17 protein-coding genes are annotated in these 20,144 nt (G+C 59.3%); 5 read left to right on the forward strand and 12 right to left on the reverse strand.

What is annotated here, in order from left to right; all coding sequences use genetic code 11:
- Nucleotides 1–182: 182 nt before the first annotated feature.
- The 3 genes from gltP to AC1DXW_RS03190 form a co-directional block, all read right to left on the reverse strand.
- A complete protein-coding gene (gene gltP, locus AC1DXW_RS03180) occupies nt 183–1,514 on the reverse strand; it encodes a glutamate/aspartate:proton symporter GltP (RefSeq protein WP_477759757.1) in 1,332 nt (443 codons plus the stop codon).
- Nucleotides 1,515–2,306: 792 nt separating this feature from the next.
- Nucleotides 2,307–2,471: a DUF1328 domain-containing protein gene (locus AC1DXW_RS03185; RefSeq protein ID WP_003177151.1), complete on the reverse strand. Its 165-nt coding sequence runs from the start codon at nt 2,469–2,471 to the stop codon at nt 2,307–2,309.
- Between the two features lie 68 nt (nt 2,472–2,539).
- The gene (locus AC1DXW_RS03190; protein WP_477754117.1) at nt 2,540–2,827 is read right to left on the reverse strand and encodes a hypothetical protein; all 288 of its coding nucleotides are present in this window, start codon (nt 2,825–2,827) and stop codon (nt 2,540–2,542) included.
- A gap of 437 nt (nt 2,828–3,264) precedes the next feature.
- On the opposite strand from AC1DXW_RS03190, the gene algB reads away from it, so the two are divergent.
- Complete coding sequence (algB, locus tag AC1DXW_RS03195; RefSeq protein WP_477759758.1) at nt 3,265–4,611, forward strand: sigma-54-dependent response regulator transcription factor AlgB; 1,347 nt, start codon at nt 3,265–3,267, stop codon at nt 4,609–4,611.
- Nucleotides 4,612–4,621: 10 nt separating this feature from the next.
- On the forward strand, nt 4,622–6,412 hold the full coding sequence (locus AC1DXW_RS03200) for an ATP-binding protein (protein ID WP_477754119.1): 1,791 nt from the start codon (nt 4,622–4,624) through the stop codon (nt 6,410–6,412).
- 7 nt (nt 6,413–6,419) lie between these two features.
- Here the strand turns inward: AC1DXW_RS03200 and AC1DXW_RS03205 are convergent, their stop codons facing one another.
- From AC1DXW_RS03205 to AC1DXW_RS03235, 7 genes are all read right to left on the reverse strand, one after another.
- Complete coding sequence (locus AC1DXW_RS03205; protein WP_477754120.1) at nt 6,420–8,039, reverse strand: EAL domain-containing protein; 1,620 nt, start codon at nt 8,037–8,039, stop codon at nt 6,420–6,422.
- Nucleotides 8,040–8,115: 76 nt separating this feature from the next.
- Nucleotides 8,116–8,895, reverse strand: a complete 780-nt coding sequence (locus tag AC1DXW_RS03210; protein ID WP_477754121.1) for an N-acetylmuramoyl-L-alanine amidase — start codon at nt 8,893–8,895, stop codon at nt 8,116–8,118.
- Between the two features lie 92 nt (nt 8,896–8,987).
- The gene (locus AC1DXW_RS03215; protein ID WP_477759759.1) at nt 8,988–10,982 is read right to left on the reverse strand and encodes a GGDEF domain-containing protein; all 1,995 of its coding nucleotides are present in this window, start codon (nt 10,980–10,982) and stop codon (nt 8,988–8,990) included.
- Nucleotides 10,979–11,857: an endonuclease/exonuclease/phosphatase family protein gene (locus AC1DXW_RS03220; RefSeq protein WP_477759760.1), complete on the reverse strand. Its 879-nt coding sequence runs from the start codon at nt 11,855–11,857 to the stop codon at nt 10,979–10,981. Before AC1DXW_RS03220 ends, AC1DXW_RS03215 begins: the two co-directional genes overlap by 4 nt.
- A 14-nt stretch (nt 11,858–11,871) precedes the next feature.
- Nucleotides 11,872–12,513, reverse strand: a complete 642-nt coding sequence (locus AC1DXW_RS03225; RefSeq protein WP_108218734.1) for a thiol:disulfide interchange protein DsbA/DsbL — start codon at nt 12,511–12,513, stop codon at nt 11,872–11,874.
- 199 nt (nt 12,514–12,712) lie between these two features.
- Complete coding sequence (locus AC1DXW_RS03230) at nt 12,713–13,342, reverse strand: c-type cytochrome (RefSeq protein WP_477754123.1); 630 nt, start codon at nt 13,340–13,342, stop codon at nt 12,713–12,715.
- Nucleotides 13,343–13,387: 45 nt separating this feature from the next.
- Nucleotides 13,388–13,678 carry a c-type cytochrome gene (locus AC1DXW_RS03235; RefSeq protein WP_223455051.1) on the reverse strand — a complete coding sequence of 97 codons (291 nt, stop codon included), beginning with the start codon at nt 13,676–13,678 and terminating at the stop codon, nt 13,388–13,390.
- A 191-nt stretch (nt 13,679–13,869) separates the two neighbouring features.
- Between AC1DXW_RS03235 and yihA the strand changes: the two genes are divergently transcribed.
- On the forward strand, nt 13,870–14,514 hold the full coding sequence (gene yihA, locus AC1DXW_RS03240) for a ribosome biogenesis GTP-binding protein YihA/YsxC (protein WP_008002192.1): 645 nt from the start codon (nt 13,870–13,872) through the stop codon (nt 14,512–14,514).
- Between the two features lie 419 nt (nt 14,515–14,933).
- On the opposite strand, the gene polA is transcribed toward yihA, so the two are convergent.
- Complete coding sequence (gene polA / locus AC1DXW_RS03245; RefSeq protein WP_477759761.1) at nt 14,934–17,738, reverse strand: DNA polymerase I; 2,805 nt, start codon at nt 17,736–17,738, stop codon at nt 14,934–14,936.
- Between the two features lie 74 nt (nt 17,739–17,812).
- Between polA and AC1DXW_RS03250 the strand changes: the two genes are divergently transcribed.
- Together AC1DXW_RS03250 and AC1DXW_RS03255 are read left to right on the forward strand one after the other, a co-directional pair.
- The gene (locus AC1DXW_RS03250; protein WP_477754125.1) at nt 17,813–18,103 is read left to right on the forward strand and encodes a DUF2782 domain-containing protein; all 291 of its coding nucleotides are present in this window, start codon (nt 17,813–17,815) and stop codon (nt 18,101–18,103) included.
- A gap of 57 nt (nt 18,104–18,160) precedes the next feature.
- Nucleotides 18,161–19,111 carry a homoserine kinase gene (locus AC1DXW_RS03255; protein WP_477759762.1) on the forward strand — a complete coding sequence of 317 codons (951 nt, stop codon included), beginning with the start codon at nt 18,161–18,163 and terminating at the stop codon, nt 19,109–19,111.
- A 76-nt stretch (nt 19,112–19,187) separates the two neighbouring features.
- Here AC1DXW_RS03255 and znuA read toward each other — a convergent pair whose 3' ends face one another.
- On the reverse strand, nt 19,188–20,108 hold the full coding sequence (gene znuA, locus AC1DXW_RS03260; RefSeq protein WP_477753425.1) for a zinc ABC transporter substrate-binding protein ZnuA: 921 nt from the start codon (nt 20,106–20,108) through the stop codon (nt 19,188–19,190).
- Nucleotides 20,109–20,144 lie beyond the last annotated feature (36 nt).

A 20,144-nucleotide genomic window follows, 5' to 3' on the forward strand; every position in this document is an offset into this window, starting at 1 on the left:
CAAAAGATCCGCGAATGATAGCGGGGTGGCCAGAAACGACAAACCCCGGATTTCTCCGGGGTTTGTACATACGCACCACATAACCAATGTAGGAGCCGGCTTGCCGGCGAAGGCGCCATAGCTGGCGATGCAAGGCTCGAAGCCGTCTTCGCTGGCAAGCCAGCTCCTACAGGAGATTTGTGTCAGTTGCTGGAAATTTCACCTGCCGGCAGTTTTTCCTTGCTGCGCCAGTGCGGCAGGGAGTTCCAGTAGCGCTGGCCCTTGGCGTCGTCGTACATCCCTTCCCAACGAGCGATAACCAGAACAGCCAGGGCGTTGCCGATCACGTTCAGTGCGGTACGGGCCATGTCCATGACGCGGTCGACACCGGCGATGAACGCCAGGCCTTCCAGAGGAATACCGACGCTGCCCAGGGTAGCCAGCAGCACCACGAAGGACACGCCCGGTACGCCGGCGATGCCTTTGGAGGTGACCATCAGCGTCAGTACCAGCAACAGTTGCTGGCTGATCGACAGGTCGATGCCATACAGCTGGGCAATGAAGATCGCCGCGATGCTTTGGTACAGGGTCGAACCGTCGAGGTTGAACGAGTAACCGGTCGGCACCACGAAGCTGCAAATGGCTTTCGGCGCGCCGTAGGCTTCCATCTTCTCGATCACGCGCGGCAGCACGGTTTCGGAGCTGGCGGTGGAGTAGGCCAGTACCAGCTCATCCTTGAAGATGCGCATCAGCTTGATCACCGAGAAGCCGAACAGGCGAGCGATCAGGCCCAGGACCACGAAAGCGAAGAAGGCGATGGCGACGTAAACCAGGATCACCAGTTTGGCCAGCGGTATCAGCGACGCGAAGCCGAAGTTGGCCACGGTTACCGCGATCAGTGCGAACACGCCGATCGGGGCGTAGTTCATGATCATGTGAGTGACCTTGAACATGCTTTCCGATACGCCCTGGAACATCTTCACCAGTGGTTCGCGCAGGTCCGCCTGCAGGCTCGACAAACCGAGACCGAACAATACAGAGAAGAAGATGATCGGCAGCATTTCGCCGCGAACCATGGCCGCAAAGATGTTCGACGGGATCAGGTTGAGGATGGTTTCGACGAACGCGTGTTCATGCCGAACCTCGGCCGCCGTCGCCTGGTACTTGGAAATGTCCACGGTGCCCAGGGTGCTCATGTCGATGCCGGCCCCCGGATGGAACAGGTTGGCCAGCAGCAGACCGACCACGATGGCGATGGTGGTGACGATCTCGAAGTAAATGATGGTCTTGAAGCCGATACGCCCCAGCTTCTTGGCGTCACCGACGCCGGCAATGCCGACAATCAGGGAGGAGATGACGATCGGGATTACGATCATCTTGATCAGACGGATAAAGATATCGCCTGCCGGTTGCAGGACGTTGCTGATCCACCAGGCTTTTTCGGCACTGAAATGGTTGAGCAGCGCACCGATTGCAATCCCCAATACCAGACCGATGAGGATCTGCCAGGCGAGGCTAAGCTTTGCCTTCTTCATATCTTTACCCTTACTTGTTGTTTGACTCAGGGAGATGCGCGAACTGGAACGCTTATGGCGAAAAAGTCTAGTGCATCTGCCCCCGTATAAGGTGCCCCGGAACGCGTGTTTACGGCTCTCCGGCAGGCGAAAAAGGCGCAACTATTCCGATGCAAGGGAGCGCCGTCTAATGCCGTAAACGCCTACCCTATGCCGAATCGGCATGAGGTTTTTTTAGTAAAACACGCGTCCCAACCGGTTCGAATGCGACATTTCGGCAGGTATAAGTGCCGTGAACCGGTCATCACAGAGCAGATTGAATGTTTTTTGAGCGGTGGCCGAGGATTGATTTTTCAGCAAAATCCCGCAGGACGAAGCGAAAAATCGCGGCAAAAAAAACGTGGTTTTTCTCGATATACGGTCGCTGGTGAAACACCGGGAAAAGTATTTTCCGACGTAACCAGGACAAGGACGCGATAACGGTGAGGAAACCGAGACGAGCGCTCTATTTCAATGTGTTGCGTGATCAAGCCCTTCGCAAGCCCGTCGAACCATGGCGGTCCGGCGAACTTGCGCAGTAGCTTTTCCTGACCCAGCCCTTGCGCAGGCACTCGCTGTACCCGTAGGTCACTCCACCCCTGAAACAGGCAGAACGTCCCGACCCCTTGGTCATGCGCCAGCCTTCCTCAGGCGACGCAGGTGGAAAGAGGCGCTGTGGCCTCCCTCATGTGCGTACTTCAATACCCGTTCGGATCTTTCTTCGTTTGCTCCATCGACAGGGCGGCTGCCAGTGCCTTGAACAAACCTCTCATGTCAGCCTCGACCGCGACGACCAAAGAAGAAGGAGGCAATGAACATCACCAGGAACACGACAAACAGAATCTTGGCGATACCCGTGGCGGTGCCCGCGATACCACCGAAGCCCAATACAGCGGCGATGATGGCGATGATCAGGAATGTGATTGCCCAGCTCAACATGATGATTCTCCTTACGCTCTGTTTAGAGGTGCTGCGTTTCCCGGCGCATCGGATGCGCGGAAGTTTGCCTAGAACACCCAACGCTCCTGATGACGTATCTCACCCACAGGCCCGGCCTGGTCGACATCCATCATGCGCATCGGGGTGCTATCGGCCTGACCGCTGCTGACCGCGCTGAAATGGGTTTGGGTCGGATGCTGAATCGACAGACGTGGCGTTTCAGGCTGCTGGCCCTGCTCCCAGCGCTGAAACTGCTGGCCGCCGATCAGGGTGATCAACAGCGCCAGAACAGCAAACAGTCCTTGCGCGATTTGCACAGGCGAGAGGTGCAGGTGGGCGGCACGCTGACGGTTCATCTTGGAGCTCCTGCCTCTCGGGTCGGTATTCGATAGCGGGCGTTTGTTTTTGAATGCCCTGGTTAACCAGACAATTGCAGCCCGCATGCCAGCCTTGACTCGATTTAATTTCTTTTAATTTCAATATCTTATGATCATAAAAGAAATCACTTCGCACGCATCCTGCACGATGCCACTTGCGCGGTCGTGCGTATTGCATGATTCGTTTGAAGGAATGCGTAAATTTTTTGAATTGGGAGGAGGGCGCGGATGTCAGAATTTTACGCTGGCCGCTGTCGGAAACCGGACATCTATTCAAAGACCCGCAAAATCAGGTGGCTAACCGATACATGGGATGAAAGCTACCCTGCCATGACAGGAATGGCTCAGAATCAATCATGCAACTTGCCCGATTTCTCTGAGACTAAATAAAGATATTTATTAAGGAGCGCAGGAAAATGGAATCAGCCACTGAGCATCAAGGCCGCATTCTGCTGGTGGATGATGAGTCCGCCATCCTGCGTACTTTCCGTTATTGCCTCGAAGACGAAGGCTACAGCGTGGCCACCGCTACCAGCGCCGCGCAGGCAGATGCCTTGTTGCAGCGGCAGGTCTTCGACCTGTGCTTCCTCGATTTGCGTCTGGGTGAAGACAACGGCCTCGATGTGCTGGCCCAGATGCGTATTCAGGCGCCCTGGATGCGGGTGGTGATCGTCACTGCGCACTCAGCCGTCGACACCGCAGTGGATGCGATTCAGGCCGGTGCCGCCGACTATCTGGTCAAACCGTGCAGCCCCGATCAATTGCGGCTGGCCACCGCCAAGCAACTGGAAGTGCGGCAACTGTCGGCGCGACTGGAGGCCCTGGAAGGTGAAGTGCGCAAATCCAAGGATGGCCTGGACTCCCACAGCCCGGCCATGAAAGTGGTACTCGAAACCGCCCGCCAGGTTGCCACGACCGATGCCAATATCCTGATTCTTGGTGAATCCGGTACCGGCAAGGGCGAGCTGTCCCAAGCCATTCACGGCTGGAGCAAACGCGCGAAGAAATCCTGCGTCACGATCAACTGCCCGTCGCTGAACGCTGAACTCATGGAAAGCGAACTTTTCGGCCACAGCCGTGGCGCCTTCACCGGTGCCAGCGAAAGTACCCTGGGGCGAGTCAACCAGGCGGACGGCGGCACGCTGTTTCTCGACGAGATCGGCGACTTTCCCCTGACATTGCAGCCGAAGTTGCTGCGTTTTATTCAAGACAAAGAATATGAGCGCGTCGGTGATCCGGTGACCCGTCGTGCCGATGTGCGCATCCTTGCGGCCACCAACCTCAATCTTGAGGACATGGCCCGCGACGGTCGTTTCCGTGAAGACCTGCTCTATCGCCTGAATGTCATTACCTTGCACCTGCCACCGCTACGCGAACGCCACGAAGATATTCTCAACCTGGCCGACCGTTTCCTGGCGCGCTTCGTCAAGGAGTACGCCCGTCCCGCGCGCGCCTTCAGCGACGAAGCCCGGGAAGCGCTGCTGAGCTATCGCTGGCCGGGCAACATCCGTGAGCTACGCAACGTGATCGAGCGGGCGAGCATCATCTGTCCGCAGGAGCGGGTCGAGATCAGTCATCTGGGTATGGCCGAAACTCCGGTCAACAATGCACCGCGCATCGGTGCGGCACTGAGCCTGGAGGAGCTGGAAAAGGCCCACATCAGCGCGATCCTCACCACCGCCGACACCCTGGATCAAGCGGCGAAAACCCTGGGCATCGACGCCTCGACGCTGTACCGCAAACGCAAACAGTACAACTTGTGAGCAGCAGCGGATGAAACTGGCGATGAAATTGCGGACCCGGCTGTTCCTGAGCATCTCCGCACTGATGACCATCGCGTTGCTCGGGCTCTTGCTCGGGCTGGTCAGCGTGATGCAGATGGCCGGCAGCCAGGAAGTGCCCACCCGCAACAACTTCGTCACTCTGGACCTGGGGCTCAAGCTGCGTCAGACCCTGGATGATCAACTGATCATCATGCTCAGCGAGAAACCTGAATCCGCCGCTTTCGCCGCCTCGAAACAGCATTACTTCGAACTGCTGGAGGAAGGTATCGCCCAGGAGCCAGCGCAGTCCGGAGGCGAGTACGGCTTCAGAAAAGCCAAGGCCGACTATGAGCGCTTTATCCAGGCTTATGAAACGTCCCCGGCCCCGTCGAATGTGCTCGGCAGCCACGGCAACCTGATGGAAAAATTCAACGCGCTACGCAATGGCCTGATCGCCGAGCACAAGCGCGCACTGGATAACATCAACGATACCGATCGTCAGGCCCGGGAGCAGGCGCTGCTGATTGCCGGTTTGCTTGGCCTGGTGGGGCTGGCGGTGCTGATCGTCGGCTTCGTGACCGCGCAGGCCATCGCCCGGCGCTTCGGGGAGCCCATCGAGGCTTTGGTCAAGGCGGCGGACAATATCGGCCAGGGCAATTACGATGTCACCCTGCCGATCTCTTCGGCGGTGGAGCTGAACCAGCTGTCCCGGCGTTTCGGGATCATGGCCCAAGCGCTGCGTGAGCATCAGGCCACTAACGTCGATGAACTGCTGGCCGGTCAACAGCGTTTGCAGGCCGTGCTCGACAGCATTGACGACGGACTGCTGATGATTGACCGTCAGGGTCATCTGGAACACCTTAACCCTGTGGCCCAGCGTCAGTTGGGCTGGGAATCCGATCGTCTGGGTCTAGGGTTGGGCACGGCGCTGGAGCGCCCCGAACTCGATGAGCAACTACAACTGGTGCTGCGCGGCAGCACGCTGGAGCGGGCGCCGGAAGACTTGAGCATCGAAGTCGATGGCGAGTCACGACTACTGACCTATAGCCTGACCCCGGTAAGCCATACCCAGGGACATATTCTCGGTGCCGTGATGGTGCTGCATGACGTCACGGAACAGCGTGCCTTCGAACGGGTACGCAGCGAATTTGTATTGCGCGCCTCCCATGAGTTGCGCACACCGGTCACCGGCATGCACATGGCTTTCGGATTGTTCCGCGAGCGCGCTCACTTTGCCCCGGATTCCCGGGAAGCCGATCTGCTCGATACCGTGAATGAAGAGATGCAGCGGCTGATGCAGTTGATCAATGACCTGCTGAATTTCTCCCGTTACCAGAACGGTTTGCAGAAACTCACCCTGGCGCCGTGTGCCATCGAGGCATTGCTGGAACAGGCTCAATCGCGCTTTGCCACATCGGCCGAGGAGAAAGAAATCAGTCTGCTGGTGGAAGTGCAGGGGCCTTTGCCGCGGTTACAGGCCGACCAGCCACAACTGGACCGGGTACTCGACAACTTGCTCGACAACGCCTTGCGTCACACCGGCTCCGGCGGGCGGATACGCCTGCAGGCCAGGCGCCACGGCGACCGGGTCATCATCAGTGTCGAGGACAACGGCGAAGGCATCGCCTACGGTCAACAGGGGCGGATCTTCGAGCCGTTCGTACAGGTCGGACGCAAGAAGGGCGGGGCCGGGCTCGGCCTGGCCTTGTGCAAGGAAATCGTGCAATTGCATGGCGGGCGCATGGGCGTCTACTCCCGGCCGGGGCAAGGTACTCAGTTCTACATGGCGCTGACCGTTTAGCTCACCTTCACGCCTCGTCATCCAGACGTCGGCCAGCGCCGGCCAGGCGTCGGCCCCGGGTTATCAATTCAATGAACTGCACGGAGCTCAGCGCGCGGGCGAACAGCCACCCCTGGCCGAACTTCACGCCTTCACTGCTGAGGAATTCGGCCTGGGCCTCATGTTCGATGCCTTCGGCAATCACCTTCAGGTGCAGCGACTGGGCCATGTGAATGATGTGCGGGGCCACACCGCTGCTGGCGGCGTCATGGCCCAATGCGTCGATGAACGCCTTGTCGATTTTCAGGCAATCCACCGGCAGGGTTTGCAAATAGGCGAGGCTGCAATAGCCGGTGCCGAAGTCATCGATCAACACCTGGTGTCCGACATCCCGCAAGGCTTGCAGGTTTTCCCGGGCCACCACCACATCGACCAGCCCGCGCTCGGTGACCTCAAAGGCAATTTGCTGCGCAGCGACACGGTGCAGGGTCAGCAGCCGCGCCATCACCTGACCAATCCGCGGAACCATCACATCACACGCCGCGAGATTGACCGAGATGTACAGTTGCGGGTTGGCACGCAGCAACTGGCCGAGTTGCTCAAGCAGGCGTTGCAGGACGAAGTCCGTCATCTGGCGAATCTGCCCGGTGTTCTCCGCCATCGGGATGAACAGGTCGGGACTGGTCAGAGTACCGTCCGGCCTGCGCCAGCGTAGCAGCGCTTCGGCCCCGACACAGTTGCGGCTATCGAGGTCGAAGATCGGTTGATACAGCACCTGCAACTCGCCACGGCGAATCGCGCCGGTCAGTTCGGCGTCCAGCGACTGCCGCTGGCGCACCAGCAGAAACACCAGGAACCCAACGCATATACCCAACGCGAGGCTCGCCGGCAGCAGCCACCACCAGACCGCCGGGATGTGCATGCCGGTACGCGGGCTGATCAATACCAATTGATACTCCGGGTTGTCGGTGGGCATGCGGTATATCAGGCGTGTCTGGGTGATCTGCAGCGCATCACGGTTTTTCGGTGGCCAGGCCTCGGCTGGTGGCCAGATCTGAGAAGCACCCAGCACCGGAATCGCCCGCGCGCCATGGTCCAGGACTACCAGCAGGCTGCTGCCCGGTGACAGGTCGACCATATCGGTCAAATGACCGCGAGAGGTCGCGACCCGGAAATTCCCGCGCCCGAGCATCAGCGCGGCGCGGTTTTCATCGGGTTCGGTGGTGGTGTTGAGCCAATAGCTGTAAGTCGGGCCTTTTATGTCTGGCGATCGACTCAGCGACAGCCCTTCCTGGCGAGGGCGATTGGAGCAGATTCGCGAGGAGTCCATGTAGGCGGCTTCGTAGACGAAGCGATAATTGAACGTAACCTGTTGCAAGGTCGCGATCATTTCAGCATCGCAGCCGCGCAACGGTTGCGCTTCAAGATCGTCAAGGCTTTCACGCAGTTGCCCGAAGAGCTGTTCCAGGCGGGCGAGGAAGCGCTCCCCCTGAGCATTCATTTCTTCGCTTTCGTTTTGCTCGACCTGGTGTATGGCGACGAACAGGCTGCCGGCCATCAATAACGTTGCGCTCAAGACAGCAGACAGCAGCCCCAAAAACCAGGGGCGATGGAACCAACTATGGAAGGTCTCTCGAGCAGCAGGCATTGTGTAATATCCGACGGATTACCAATGAGTTATAGCTGCTGATTGGAAAAAAGCCCTGACCGTCGGGCGGGCGTCATTATTTTGTCTGATTCAACACCAAAAGTAGCGCTGCAGTTTGCGCATCCGGAGTGCCATCGAAGCGCGCCGGGCGGAAATGCATCTGGAATGCCGCTATCACATGCCGTGTCGCGACATCGAGCTCGCCGGTTTGTGGCGAGGTATAACCCAGGCGGGCCAATTGCGCCTGAAACCAGCTGATGCTCGGCAATTGTTCGGCGAACTGCATTTGCTGGCGCGCCACCGACTGTTCGTTCGGCCAGATGCCCAGGCCTTCGGCAGCAAGACGCTTCCAGGGGAACAGCGGCCCCGGGTCGAGTTTGCGCAACGGTGCAATATCGCTGTGACCAATAATGTCGCGAGGCCTTATGCCCTGACGCTTGCTGATGTCCTTTAGCAATACGATCAAGGACTGGACCTGATCTTCGGTGTAGGGGTACCACACGCGTCCGGTCGGGGTGTCCTTGAAGCCCGGGTTGACGATTTCGATACCGATGGAACTGGAATTCAGCCAGGTCCGGCCATTCCACTCGCTCTCCCCGGCGTGCCAGGCCCGCACATTTTCATCCATCAGTTTGTAGATGGTGGCGCCCTTGTCGTCGCCGATCAGGTAATGGCTGCTGACTTCACCGTGGGTCAGCAACTGCAACGAACGCTCCAGCGAGGCGTTGGTGTAATGCACCACCACGAACTGCACACGACTGTCGTAATTGGCCGAAGGGTGGCTGGTGTCGAAACGGGGACCGCTGGCGCAGCCGGCCAGCAGAATCAGTGACGCGATCAGAGCAAAATATTTCATGGCGAAGGCAGTACACATAAGACAATAATGCAACAGTGTAACGTAATGCCTGGCGGGCTGACGGCAATCAAACAAAATGGAACAATTGACGATCAGCCCGGCTCCACGCGGTTGCGGCCGGCATTTTTTGCGCGATACAGCGCCTGATCGGCTCTTTTAAGCGCTTGATCGCCATGCTCACCCTGCCTGAACGCCGTCATTCCGATAGACACGGTGATGGTCACCGGCTCTCCCTTGAAGTGGAACGGACAGGCCTCAATCGAGGCACGCAAGCTTTCCAGCAACTTCAGCCCCGCCGCCGGCGCCGTGGATGGCATTAACAGCACAAACTCTTCGCCGCCAAACCGCGCAATGAAATCCGTCCCGCGCAGACGCTTGCGCAACACGCTGGCGATGATTTTCAGCACTTTGTCACCGGCCAGGTGCCCGTAGTTATCATTGATACGCTTGAAATGATCGAGGTCCAGCATGGCCAGCAGCAACGTGTTGCCATGTTGCTGCCATTGTGTGACTTCATGGTCCAGGCGCTCGCTCCAGGCCGCGCGGTTGGGCAGACCGGTCAACGGGTCGACCAATGCCTTCTGACGCTGCTCTTCAAGGTGCTCACGGTAACCTTGGGCCTCCTGCTCCATATGGGCGACCCGCTCGGCCAGGCTATGCAAGCGCACAGCGACCTCTTGCTCGCGCTCATCGCGCTGTTTCTGGTGCTGGTCCATGGTGCCCAGCAAGCCTTCGAGATGGTTTTCCAGGACGTGCTTGAGATCTTCCAGGTCCGCGGCTTCCTGCATGCTGCTTTGCAAGCCATCGACCTGTTCGCGGATCTGCGTGTCCATCTGCCGCGCAGCCGAACGGTTGTCGGCGTGCCCTGCGGTGGCGGCCTGCAAGTTGCTCTGGAACGATTCGAGGCGCTCGTTCAATCGTTGTAGATAGGCTTCGAACTCATGCTGGCCGCTGTCGGTAATGGCCAGCATCAACGTGGCGAAGTCGTCGAGGATCGGCAGCAATTCGTACCAGTTCAAACCGTTTTTCAGACGATCGCGCATGGATTCGGCTTGCGGGCGATAACGTTCGGGCAATGTCAGGTCGTCGAGCAGCCCTAGCAGCGTGTCTTCGATGTGACTGGCCACCGAACTGTAGGAGGGCTCGGGGGAGTCCGGGAGTGCGTAGAGAATGTCGTGTTCGGATGGCGCCTGATCGGTGGCGACCACGTCCTCCGTCGGAATCGGAGGTACGGGCACACTATCCGTCGATGCTTGCGCGGTCAGCTCGTCGGGGTTCGCTTGCGGCTCAGGAGGTGTCGCAATAGTTTCCGGAGCTGGTTGCTCGGCCGATTCGATTTCTGTCGAGGCTGCACTGGATGGTTGAGGCTCCGCAGCCGGAGGTGCAAAAGCCACGGCTGGCTCAGTCGGCACGGACTCGTCCTCAGCTCGCTCAACAGCGGGTACTTCGCAGATTGCTGGCTCAATCACGACCGGGGCCGACTCGATAATCGCCACAGGGCTCTCGGCTACAGGGGCAGCCAGCGCAGGAGAAGTAGCCGTTGAGGCCGCCGTCTCCTGCGCTTCACGACCGCCGAACAACCGCTGCAGCAAGCCCGGCCGATCGGGTTCCGTCGGGGTCTCCAGCTGGCTCAGGGCCTTGCCTTGCAAGCCACTCAGTTCGCTGAGCAACAACGGTATTTCACGTGCCTGACTGACCCGCGCCTCCAGTTGCTTGGCGAAACTCTTGAGTGGCCGGCTCACATCCCGTGGCAGCGGCAATGTTTGCAGTTGAGTGACCAGCGCAGTCAGGGCGGCACTGGTCTGGTTGATCCGGGTTTCCCGACGCTGCTCGGAGTCGAGCACGGCTTTTTCCAGGCGTGGAATCAGCGCGGCCAGGCCGGCGTCCATGTCGTCGGTACGCACGACCTCGCGCATTTCCTTCATGCACTGGTCAACGGCGCGGTCAGTGCCTTCCGCCGCCAGGGTGCTGCGCACCAGTCCACGGCGCAGCAAGTCGAGCCGCGCGTCCCAGCGACGTTCGAGCTTTTCCTGTTGTTCAATGCTTTTGAGGTATTTCTCTTTCCAGCGCTGTGTTTCGTCGCTCATTCATGGGATCCGCGAAGGGCAGGACTCAACGCGGGCAATGCATCGGCCGTGAGCGAACCCGGCAGACGAATCTCTACCGCGACCGGCAGGTGATCGGAAATGGGCTGTGCCAGCACCTCGACCYTTTCCAGGGTCAGGCTCGGGCTCAGCAGGATATGGTCCAGGCAGCGCTGCGGGCGCCAGCTGGGAAACGTCGCTTCCAGTTGTGGCGCAAGCAGGCCGAGATCGCGCAACGCAGAGTTTTGCAGCAGGTCACTGGCATGGGTATTCATGTCGCCCATCAGTACCTGGTGTTTGTAATCGCCAATCAGATCGCGGATGTAGGCCAGTTGCAGGCTGCGCGCCCGGGCACCCAAGGCCAGGTGCATCATGACCACCACCAGCGCTTCCGGGCCTTCGCCGAACCGTACCAGAATGGCTCCGCGACCTTTTGGCCCCGGCAACGGATGATCTTCAATGGCCCACGGACGCAATCGACTGAGCACGCCATTGCTGTGCTGGGCCAGGCGACCAAGGTTGCGATTGAGTTGTTGATACCAGTAGGGGAAGGCGCCGAGCTGGGCCAGGTGTTCGACTTGATTGACGTAGCCTGACCGCAGGCTGCCGCCATCGGCTTCCTGCAAGGCGACCAGATCGAAATCGCCCAGCAGATTGCCGATTTTCTGCAGATTGTCGGCACGCCCGGTGTGCGGCAGCAGATGCTGCCAGCCCCGGGTCAGGTAATGCCGATAACGCTCGGTACTGATGCCGACCTGGATATTGAAGCTGAGCAAGCGCAGACGACTGTCTACGGGCAGGCCCGTGGACTCCAGATGATGCTCGTTGACCCGCGGATCATGCCGGCCAACGACACGTTCAGTACCCCATCGGCGCATGGCAGTGACTGCCCTTAGTTGGCGGCAGCCTTGTTAGCCGCCCGCTCTTTGTCGATCAGTTTGTCGGCCAGTTGCAGGGCCTGTTCAGCACCGCCGGCAGAACCCACGTCAAACCGGTACTTGCCGTTGACGATCATGGTTGGAACGCCGGTGATTTCATACTTCTTGGCCAGTTCACGCGCCTTGACGATCTGACCTTTGATAGCGAAAGAGTCGAAGGTCGCGAGGAACTTGTCCTTGTCCACGCCTTGGGTAGCGAGGAAGTCGGCCATGTCATCCTTGTCGGTCAGTTTCTTGTGTTCTTTCTGAATCGCATTGAACACCGCGGCATGAACGTTGTGCTCGACCCCCATGGCTTCAAGGGTCAGGAACATCTGACCGTGAGCATCCCACGGGCCACCGAACATGGCTGGAATGCGTACGAAATTCACGTCCGTCGGCAGCTTCTCGACCCACGGATTGATCACCGGCTCGAAGGCGTAACAATGCGGGCAGCCGTACCAGAACAGCTCTACCACTTCGATCTTGCCAGGCACAGCGACCGGAACCGGATTGCTCAGTTCCACATAAGGTGCGGCGGGGGCTTCAGCAGCCTGGGCGGTCATGCCGAACAGGCTGGCAGCGGCAAAAACGGCGCTGATGATCAGATTACGCATGCTTCACTCCTGGACAAATTTTATCGCCTCGCGCGACTGTTTTCAGACAGATCCTGACGGGCTTGAGTTCTGTAGTGTAACGGCAGCGGCCACAAAAAAGGGCGGCCAAGGCCACCCTTTTTATACTTGCTGTCACGGATTAATCGAGCGTTAACGTTGCAGGCGATAAGCACCCTGTTCAACACCCGATCCGCCGGCCTCAGTGCAGGCCTTGAATGTAGCTGGACACCGCAGCGATGTCTTCGTCGCTCAGCTTCTTGGCAATGGTCTGCATGGTTTTGGCATCGCCGTCGTTGTTGCGGCCGCCTTCTTCCTTGCGGAAGTCGGTCAGCTGCTTGCCGATGTATTGAGCGTGCTGGCCGCCGAGGTGCGGGAAACCGGCAGCCGCGTTACCTGCGCCATTTGGCGAATGGCACCCGGTGCAGGCTGGCATCCCCTTGGCCAGGTCACCACCACGGAACAGGGCTTCACCGCGAGCGACGACTTTCGGATCGGCGGCGCCGACGCTGCCTTTCTGGCTGGCGAAGTAGGCGGCGATGTCCGCCAGGTCCTGATCGCTCAGGTTGGTCAGCAGACCGGTCATTTCCAGAACGGTGCGCTTGCCCGACTTGATGTCGTGCAATTGCTTGGTCAGGTAGCGTTCACCCTGACCCGCCAGTTTTGGAAAATTTGGCGCCATGCTGTTGCCATCCGGGCCGTGGCAGGCGCCACATACGGCGGCTTTGGCCTGGCCGGCTTTTGCATCACCCGGTTGTACTGCCTCACCTGCAGCATGGGCCATGCCGGAGATGCCCACGGTCAACAGCAGACTCACGATCAATTTCTTCATCAGCTAATCCAACTACGGCTAAGGGTTAAGAGTTATGGACCGGGCTTACTCGCTCATCCAAAGGATGGTGGCTTGGTAATCCTCGGCACTGCAGTCCATGCACAAACCACGCGGCGGCATCGCCTTGAAACCCTGGGTCACGTGTTGCACCAGCGTCTCCATACCTTTCGCCAACCTCGGCGTCCAAGCTTCCTGATCGCCTTTTTTCGGCGCCATGGGGAGTTGGCCGGAATGACAGGCACCACAAACACGGTTGTACACAGCTTCCGGATCCTGTGTAGCCTGAGCGCTGTAAAGCGGCATCAAGACACCGGCAGCTAGCAGCCATTTCGTCATAAAACGACCTTTTCAGGGTTGAGAGCGAGCTGCGTTCTAGTGCGCAATCAAGGTTTGTCGCTCTCGTGAACTTCATCCTACGCTGGGACAAAGCGCACACAAAATCTGCGGCATTATATACTGGCGTCACTGAAACGGAAGCGACACTGCTTGCCGCACCCATTCCTGGCGCCGCCCACATCGGAAATCCCATGCAACTCAAGAATCCCATCCTCGGTCTGTGCCAACAGTCCACCTTCATGCTCAGCGCCGCCAAAGTCGACCAATGTCCGGATGACGAGGGCTTCGAAGTCGCCTTCGCCGGGCGTTCCAACGCCGGCAAGTCGAGTGCCTTGAACACCCTGACCCATGCCAGCCTGGCGCGCACCTCGAAAACCCCGGGGCGCACACAGCTGTTGAACTTCTTCAAGCTAGACGATGAACGCCGTCTGGTCGACCTGCCGGGCTACGGTTATGCAAAAGTACCGATCCCGCTCAAGCAACACTGGCAGCGTCACCTGGAGGCATATCTGGGTGGTCGCGAGAGTTTGAAAGGTCTGATCCTGATGATGGACATCCGCCATCCGATGACCGATTTCGACCTGCTGATGCTCGACTGGGCCGTGGCTGCCGGCATGCCGATGCACATTCTGCTGACCAAAGCAGACAAGCTGACCTATGGCGCGGCCAAGAACACGCTGCTCAAGGTTCAGGCGGAAATCCGCAAGGGCTGGGGTGATCTCGTGACGATTCAGCTGTTTTCGGCCCCGAAACGCATGGGCCTGGAAGATGCCTACACCGTACTGGCTGGATGGATGGAACTGGCGGACAAGGGTGCCGAAGTAGAAGCCCAGTAAGCAGCGAAGGTTGCCTGGGGCGCCCCAGGCAGTTTTCTACAGGCAAAAAAAACCCCGGGCTTCATATGGGGAGGGAGAAGTTCCGGGGTTCAAGCTCTAGACCGCTAGGGCGGGGTCCAGATATCTGCCAACACTTAACACAACATAGGAGCATCGAAGGGCTTCACCAGCCATTCAGTAACTCTGAGTGGTGGTTCGCAAGATTAGTTCAGATTTTTTTCAAATAGCTTTGGAATAACTCTGATAATTTTCCGGACTAAGTGGTTCACGCCCTTCTGCCGCGGCACTATGCCGCAGCAGAACACGACAATTTTCTGTAGGAGCGAGCCTGCTCGCGATGGAATTTCAGTCGAAATCGATGTGCCTGACACTCCATCGTCGGAACGCCGCCCGGAGCAAGCTCGCTCCTACAAGAAGGCTCAGTGAGCCTCATCCCAGTTATTTCCGACACCCACTTCGACCAGCAACGGGACATCCAGTTTCGCGGCCTCGCTCATGTGCACGCGAATTTCATCGCGAACCTGGTCGATCAGGTCTTCACGCACCTCAAGCACCAGTTCATCGTGCACCTGCAAAATGACTTTGGCGTCGAGGCCAGACGCGGTCAGCCAGTTATCTACCGCGACCATGGCTTTCTTGATGATGTCCGCCGCAGTGCCTTGCATCGGCGCGTTGATCGCCGTGCGTTCGGCGGCGGCGCGCTCTTGCGGCTTGTTGGAGTTGATGTCCGGCAGGTACAGGCGTCGGCCGAAGAACGTCTCGACATAACCTTGCTCGGCGGCCTGGGCACGCGTGCGGTCCATGTACTGGCGAACGCCGGGGTATCGGGCGAAATAGGTATCGATGTAGGCCTTGGCGGTCTTGGTGTCGACGCCGATGTCCTTGCCGAGCTTCTGCGCGCCCATGCCGTAGATCAGGCCGAAGTTGATCGCCTTGGCGCTGCGGCGCTGGTTGGAGGTCACGTCGGCCAGTTCGACCTTGAACACTTCGGCGGCGGTCGCGGTGTGCACGTCCAGATTGTGGCGGAAGGCGTTCATCAGCCCTTCGTCCCGGGAAAGGTGCGCCATGATCCGCAGTTCGATCTGCGAATAGTCCGCCGCCAGCAGCTTGTAACCTGCCGGGGCCACGAAGGCCTGGCGAATGCGACGCCCTTCGGCGGTGCGCACCGGGATGTTCTGCAGGTTCGGGTCGCTGGAGGACAGCCGCCCGGTGGACGCCACCGCCTGATGATACGAGGTATGGATCCGCCCGGTACGTGGGTTGATCTGCTCCGGCAGACGGTCGGTGTAGGTGCTTTTCAGCTTGCTCATGGAGCGGTATTCCATGAGCACTTTCGGCAATCGATAGTCGTCTTCTGCCAGTTTGGCCAGCACTTCTTCGGCGGTGGAGGGCTGGCCCTTGGCGGTTTTCTTCAATACCGGCAGGCCGAGCTTCTCGTAAAGGATCACGCCCAGTTGCTTGGGCGAACCGAGGTTGAACTCCTCGCCGGCAATCTCGAAGGCTTCACGCTCCAGCGCCACCATCTTGTCGCCCAGTTCGATGCTTTGCACGCCCAGCAAGGCGGCATCGACGAATGCGCCCTGACGCTCGATTCGCGCCAGCACCGGCACCAACGGGATTTCGATGTCGGTCAGCACGCTGGCCAGGCTCGGAATGGCCGAGAGCTTTTCGAACAGGGTCTGGTGCAGACGCAAGGTGATATCCGCATCTTCGGCGGCGTAAGGCCCGGCCTGCTCCAGGGCGATCTGATCGAACGTCAGCTGCTTCACGCCTTTACCGGCGATGTCCTGGAAACTCACCGTGGTGTGGTCCAGGTACTTCTGCGCCAGGCTGTCCATGTCATGGCGCGTGGCCGTGGAGTTGAGCACGTAGGACTCGAGCATGGTATCGAAGGCGATGCCGCGCACGGTAATGCCGTTGTCCTGATCGCCGCCGATGGCGCAGTTGGCCAGGATGTTCATGTCGAACTTGGCGTGCTGGCCGACCTTGAGTTTGTTCGGGTCCTCCAGAATCGGCTTGAGCGCACGCAGGACCGTGTCGCGGTCCAGCTGTTGCGGCACGCCGATGTAGGAATGGGTCAACGGGATGTAGGCCGCTTCGTTGGCCTGAACCGCGAATGACAGGCCCACCAGTCGTGCCTGCTGCGCATCGATGCCGGTGGTTTCGGTGTCGAAGGCAAACAGTTTGGCGTTTTTCAGTTTTTCCAGCCAGGCATCGAAACGCGTTTGATCGAGGATGGTTTCATAGGCGGCTTCAGCAACGGCGGCCGGTGCTTCGGCCTCTGGTTCACTGAACAGATCGGCGGCCGGTGCTGGCTCGGCGGCAGCGCTCAGTTCCAGGCGTTTGGCGTCGCGATCAAGGTCGTTCAGCCAGCTCTTGAACTCCAGCAGGGTGTACAACTCGTAGAGTTTCGCCGGATCTTCAGGACCCATTTGCAAGTCGTCGAGCCCAACGTCCAGCGGCACGTCGACCTTGATGGTCGCCAGTTGATAGGAGAGGAAGGCCATCTCCTTGTGCTCTTCGAGCTTGGCTGGCAGGGTCTTGGCGCCGCGAATCGGCAGGGTCGGCACGATGTCGAGTTGCGCATAGAGTTCGGTCAGGCCGCCGTTCACACCCACCAACAGGCCAGACGCGGTCTTGGGACCGATGCCCGGAACGCCCGGAATGTTGTCGGACGAATCGCCCATGAGCGCCAGATAATCGATGATCTGCTCGGGAGCGACGCCGAATTTCTCCTTCACGCCCTCCACATCCATGCTGCTACCGGTCATGGTGTTGACCAAGGTAATGTGACCGTCGACCAATTGCGCCATGTCCTTGTCACCGGTGGAGATGATCACCGGACGATCCGCCGCCGCGCTACTGCGGGCCAGGGTGCCGATCACGTCATCGGCCTCGACGCCTTCGACGCACAGCAGCGGGAAGCCCAGGGCGATCACGCTCTGGTGCAGCGGCTCGATCTGCACGCGCATGTCGTCAGGCATGCTCGGACGGTTGGCCTTGTATTCGGCGTACATGTCATCGCGAAAAGTCCCACCTTTGGCGTCGAACACCACAGCGAACGGACTATTCGGATATTGCTTGCGCAGGCTCTTGAGCATGTTCAAGACGCCCTTGACCGCGCCGGTCGGCAGGCCTTTGGACGTGGTCAGCGGCGGCAACGCGTGAAAGGCGCGGTACAGGTAAGAAGAACCGTCCACCAGGACGAGGGGGGCTTGGCTCATGAGCAGGATCAACCTTTTCGGCGGGTCCGGCGCTAGAATAGCGGGACCGTTGACGACAAAGGGACAAGGTTATCATGCGCACACTAAATCGCCTGTTGCTGGCTGGCTTGTTTGCAATCGCACCATTGGCCGTCATGGCGGCGGGCGATGCGCCGACACCGGATCCGGAAGTCACGATCCGCACGGAAGGGGACAAAGTCATTCAGGAATACCGTCAGAACGGTTTCCTGTACGCAATCAAGGTCACGCCGAAGGGCGCACCGCCGTATTTTCTGGTGCGCGCCGACGGAACAGATGCAAACTTCATTCGCTCGGATCAGCCCGATATGCTGATTCCGTCATGGAAGATCTTTGAGTGGAAGTAGTTTCTTAATTTCAATTGGCGCTGGCCCACGAGCAGCGCCCGTACTGGCAGCTTAAACATGTCTGTGTTCACCCCCCTGGCTCGGCCCGAGCTGGAAGCTTTTCTCGCCCCTTATGGCCTCGGCCGCCTGCTTGATTTCCAGGGGATTGCCGCCGGTAGCGAAAACACCAATTTCTTTATCAGCCTGGAGCAGGGCGAATTTGTCCTGACCCTGATCGAGCGCGGTCCGGTTCAGGAAATGCCGTTCTTCATCGAACTGCTCGACGTGCTGCACGGCGCCAACCTGCCGGTACCTTACGCCCTGCGCACCACAGACGGCGTGGCCTTGCGCGAACTGGCGGGCAAGCCTGCGTTGCTGCAACCGCGCCTGGCCGGCAAGCACATCAAGCAAGCCAACGCGCAACATTGCACACAGGTCGGTGAGTTGCTCGGCCATCTGCACCTGGCGACCCAGGCCAATATGATCAAGCGCAAAACCGATCGCGGCCTGGACTGGATGCTGGAAGAGGGCACGCAGTTCCTGTCGCATCTCGGTGCCGAGCAGAAAGACCTGCTGCAACGGGCGCTGGAAGAAATCACCCGGCAGAAAGAAAAAATCCTGGCACTGCCGCGGGCGAACATTCACGCCGACCTGTTCCGCGATAACGCGATGTTCGAAGGCACGCACCTGACCGGGCTGATCGATTTCTACAACGCCTGCTCCGGGCCGATGCTCTACGACGTGGCGATTGCCTTGAACGACTGGTGCTCGGACGACGATGGCGTGATCGATGGACCGCGAGCGCGGGCCTTGCTGGGCGCTTACGCAGCCTTGCGACCGTTCACCGCTGCCGAAGCCGAGTTGTGGCCGACCATGCTGCGGGTGGCTTGCGTACGGTTCTGGTTGTCACGCTTGATCGCCGCGGAGTCGTTCGCCGGACAGGATGTGTTGATTCACGATCCGATGGAGTTCCAGTTGCGCCTGGCGCAGCGGCAGACGGTCAATACGCCGTTGCCTTTCGCCCTTTAAAGCAAAAGATCGCAGCCTTCGACAGCTCCTACGGACCGCGGTAGGAGCTGCCGAAGGCTGCGATCTTTTTATGGGTTTATAACGACTCCAGACACCCTGCCAAATCATTCCCCAGCTTCTCCAACACCTGCTCATAGCCTAGGGCAGTCGCCGGCGTATACCCGCCCAGCGCATCCAGTTCAGCCAGTTTCACCGGCAAACCCGCCACCAGGGTTTCCGCCAGGCGCGGCCGCAGAGGCGGTTCGCTGAACACGCAGGTCTTGCCGACTTCCTGCAATCGCGCGCGCATCGCCGCGACATGCTGGGCACCGGGTTGCACTTCGGCCGCGACGCTGAACACACCCACGTGCTTGAGGCCGTAGGCGTCCTCGAAGTAGTCGAAAGCTTCGTGGAACACGAAGTAAGGTTTGCCCTGAACATCGGCCAGGCGTTTCTTCAGGCGCGCATCCAGTGCATCAAGGCGCTCGTCGAAGGCTTTCAGATTGCTCTGATAGCGCGCAGCATTGTCAGGATCGGTGGCACTCAGGTCGGCCGCCATTTTCGTAGCGATGACCCGGGCGTTAACCGGCGACAGCCACAGGTGCGCATCCAGGCTGCCCGGGCGGTGATCGTGGTCGTGTTCGTCGACTTCTTCGGCGTGGGAGTGGCTATCTTCGGCGAAGCGGCGCAGTTTCATGCCTGCCAAATCTTGCACGGCGACGCTGGGCAGCGTACGACCATTGAGCACGCGTGGCAGGAAACCTTCCATGTCCGGGCCGATCCAGTACAGCAGGTCCACCGATTGCACCTTGCGCACGTCGGAAGGGCGCAACGCATAGTTATGCGGCGATGCTCCAGGTGGCAGCAAGACCTCGGGAATCGCCACACCGTCCTGCACCGCCGCGGCGATCAATTGCAGAGGCTTGATGCTGGTAAGGACCTTGACCTCGGCCTGCGCCGAACCGATCAGCAGAAAACTTGCGGTAAATGCGACAAAGATAGAAAAAAGTCGGGACACGATGACCACTCGAAGAGGCGAGAACGGGTAACATAA

The sequence above is a fragment of the Pseudomonas sp. P4_C4 genome (assembly GCF_056402055.1).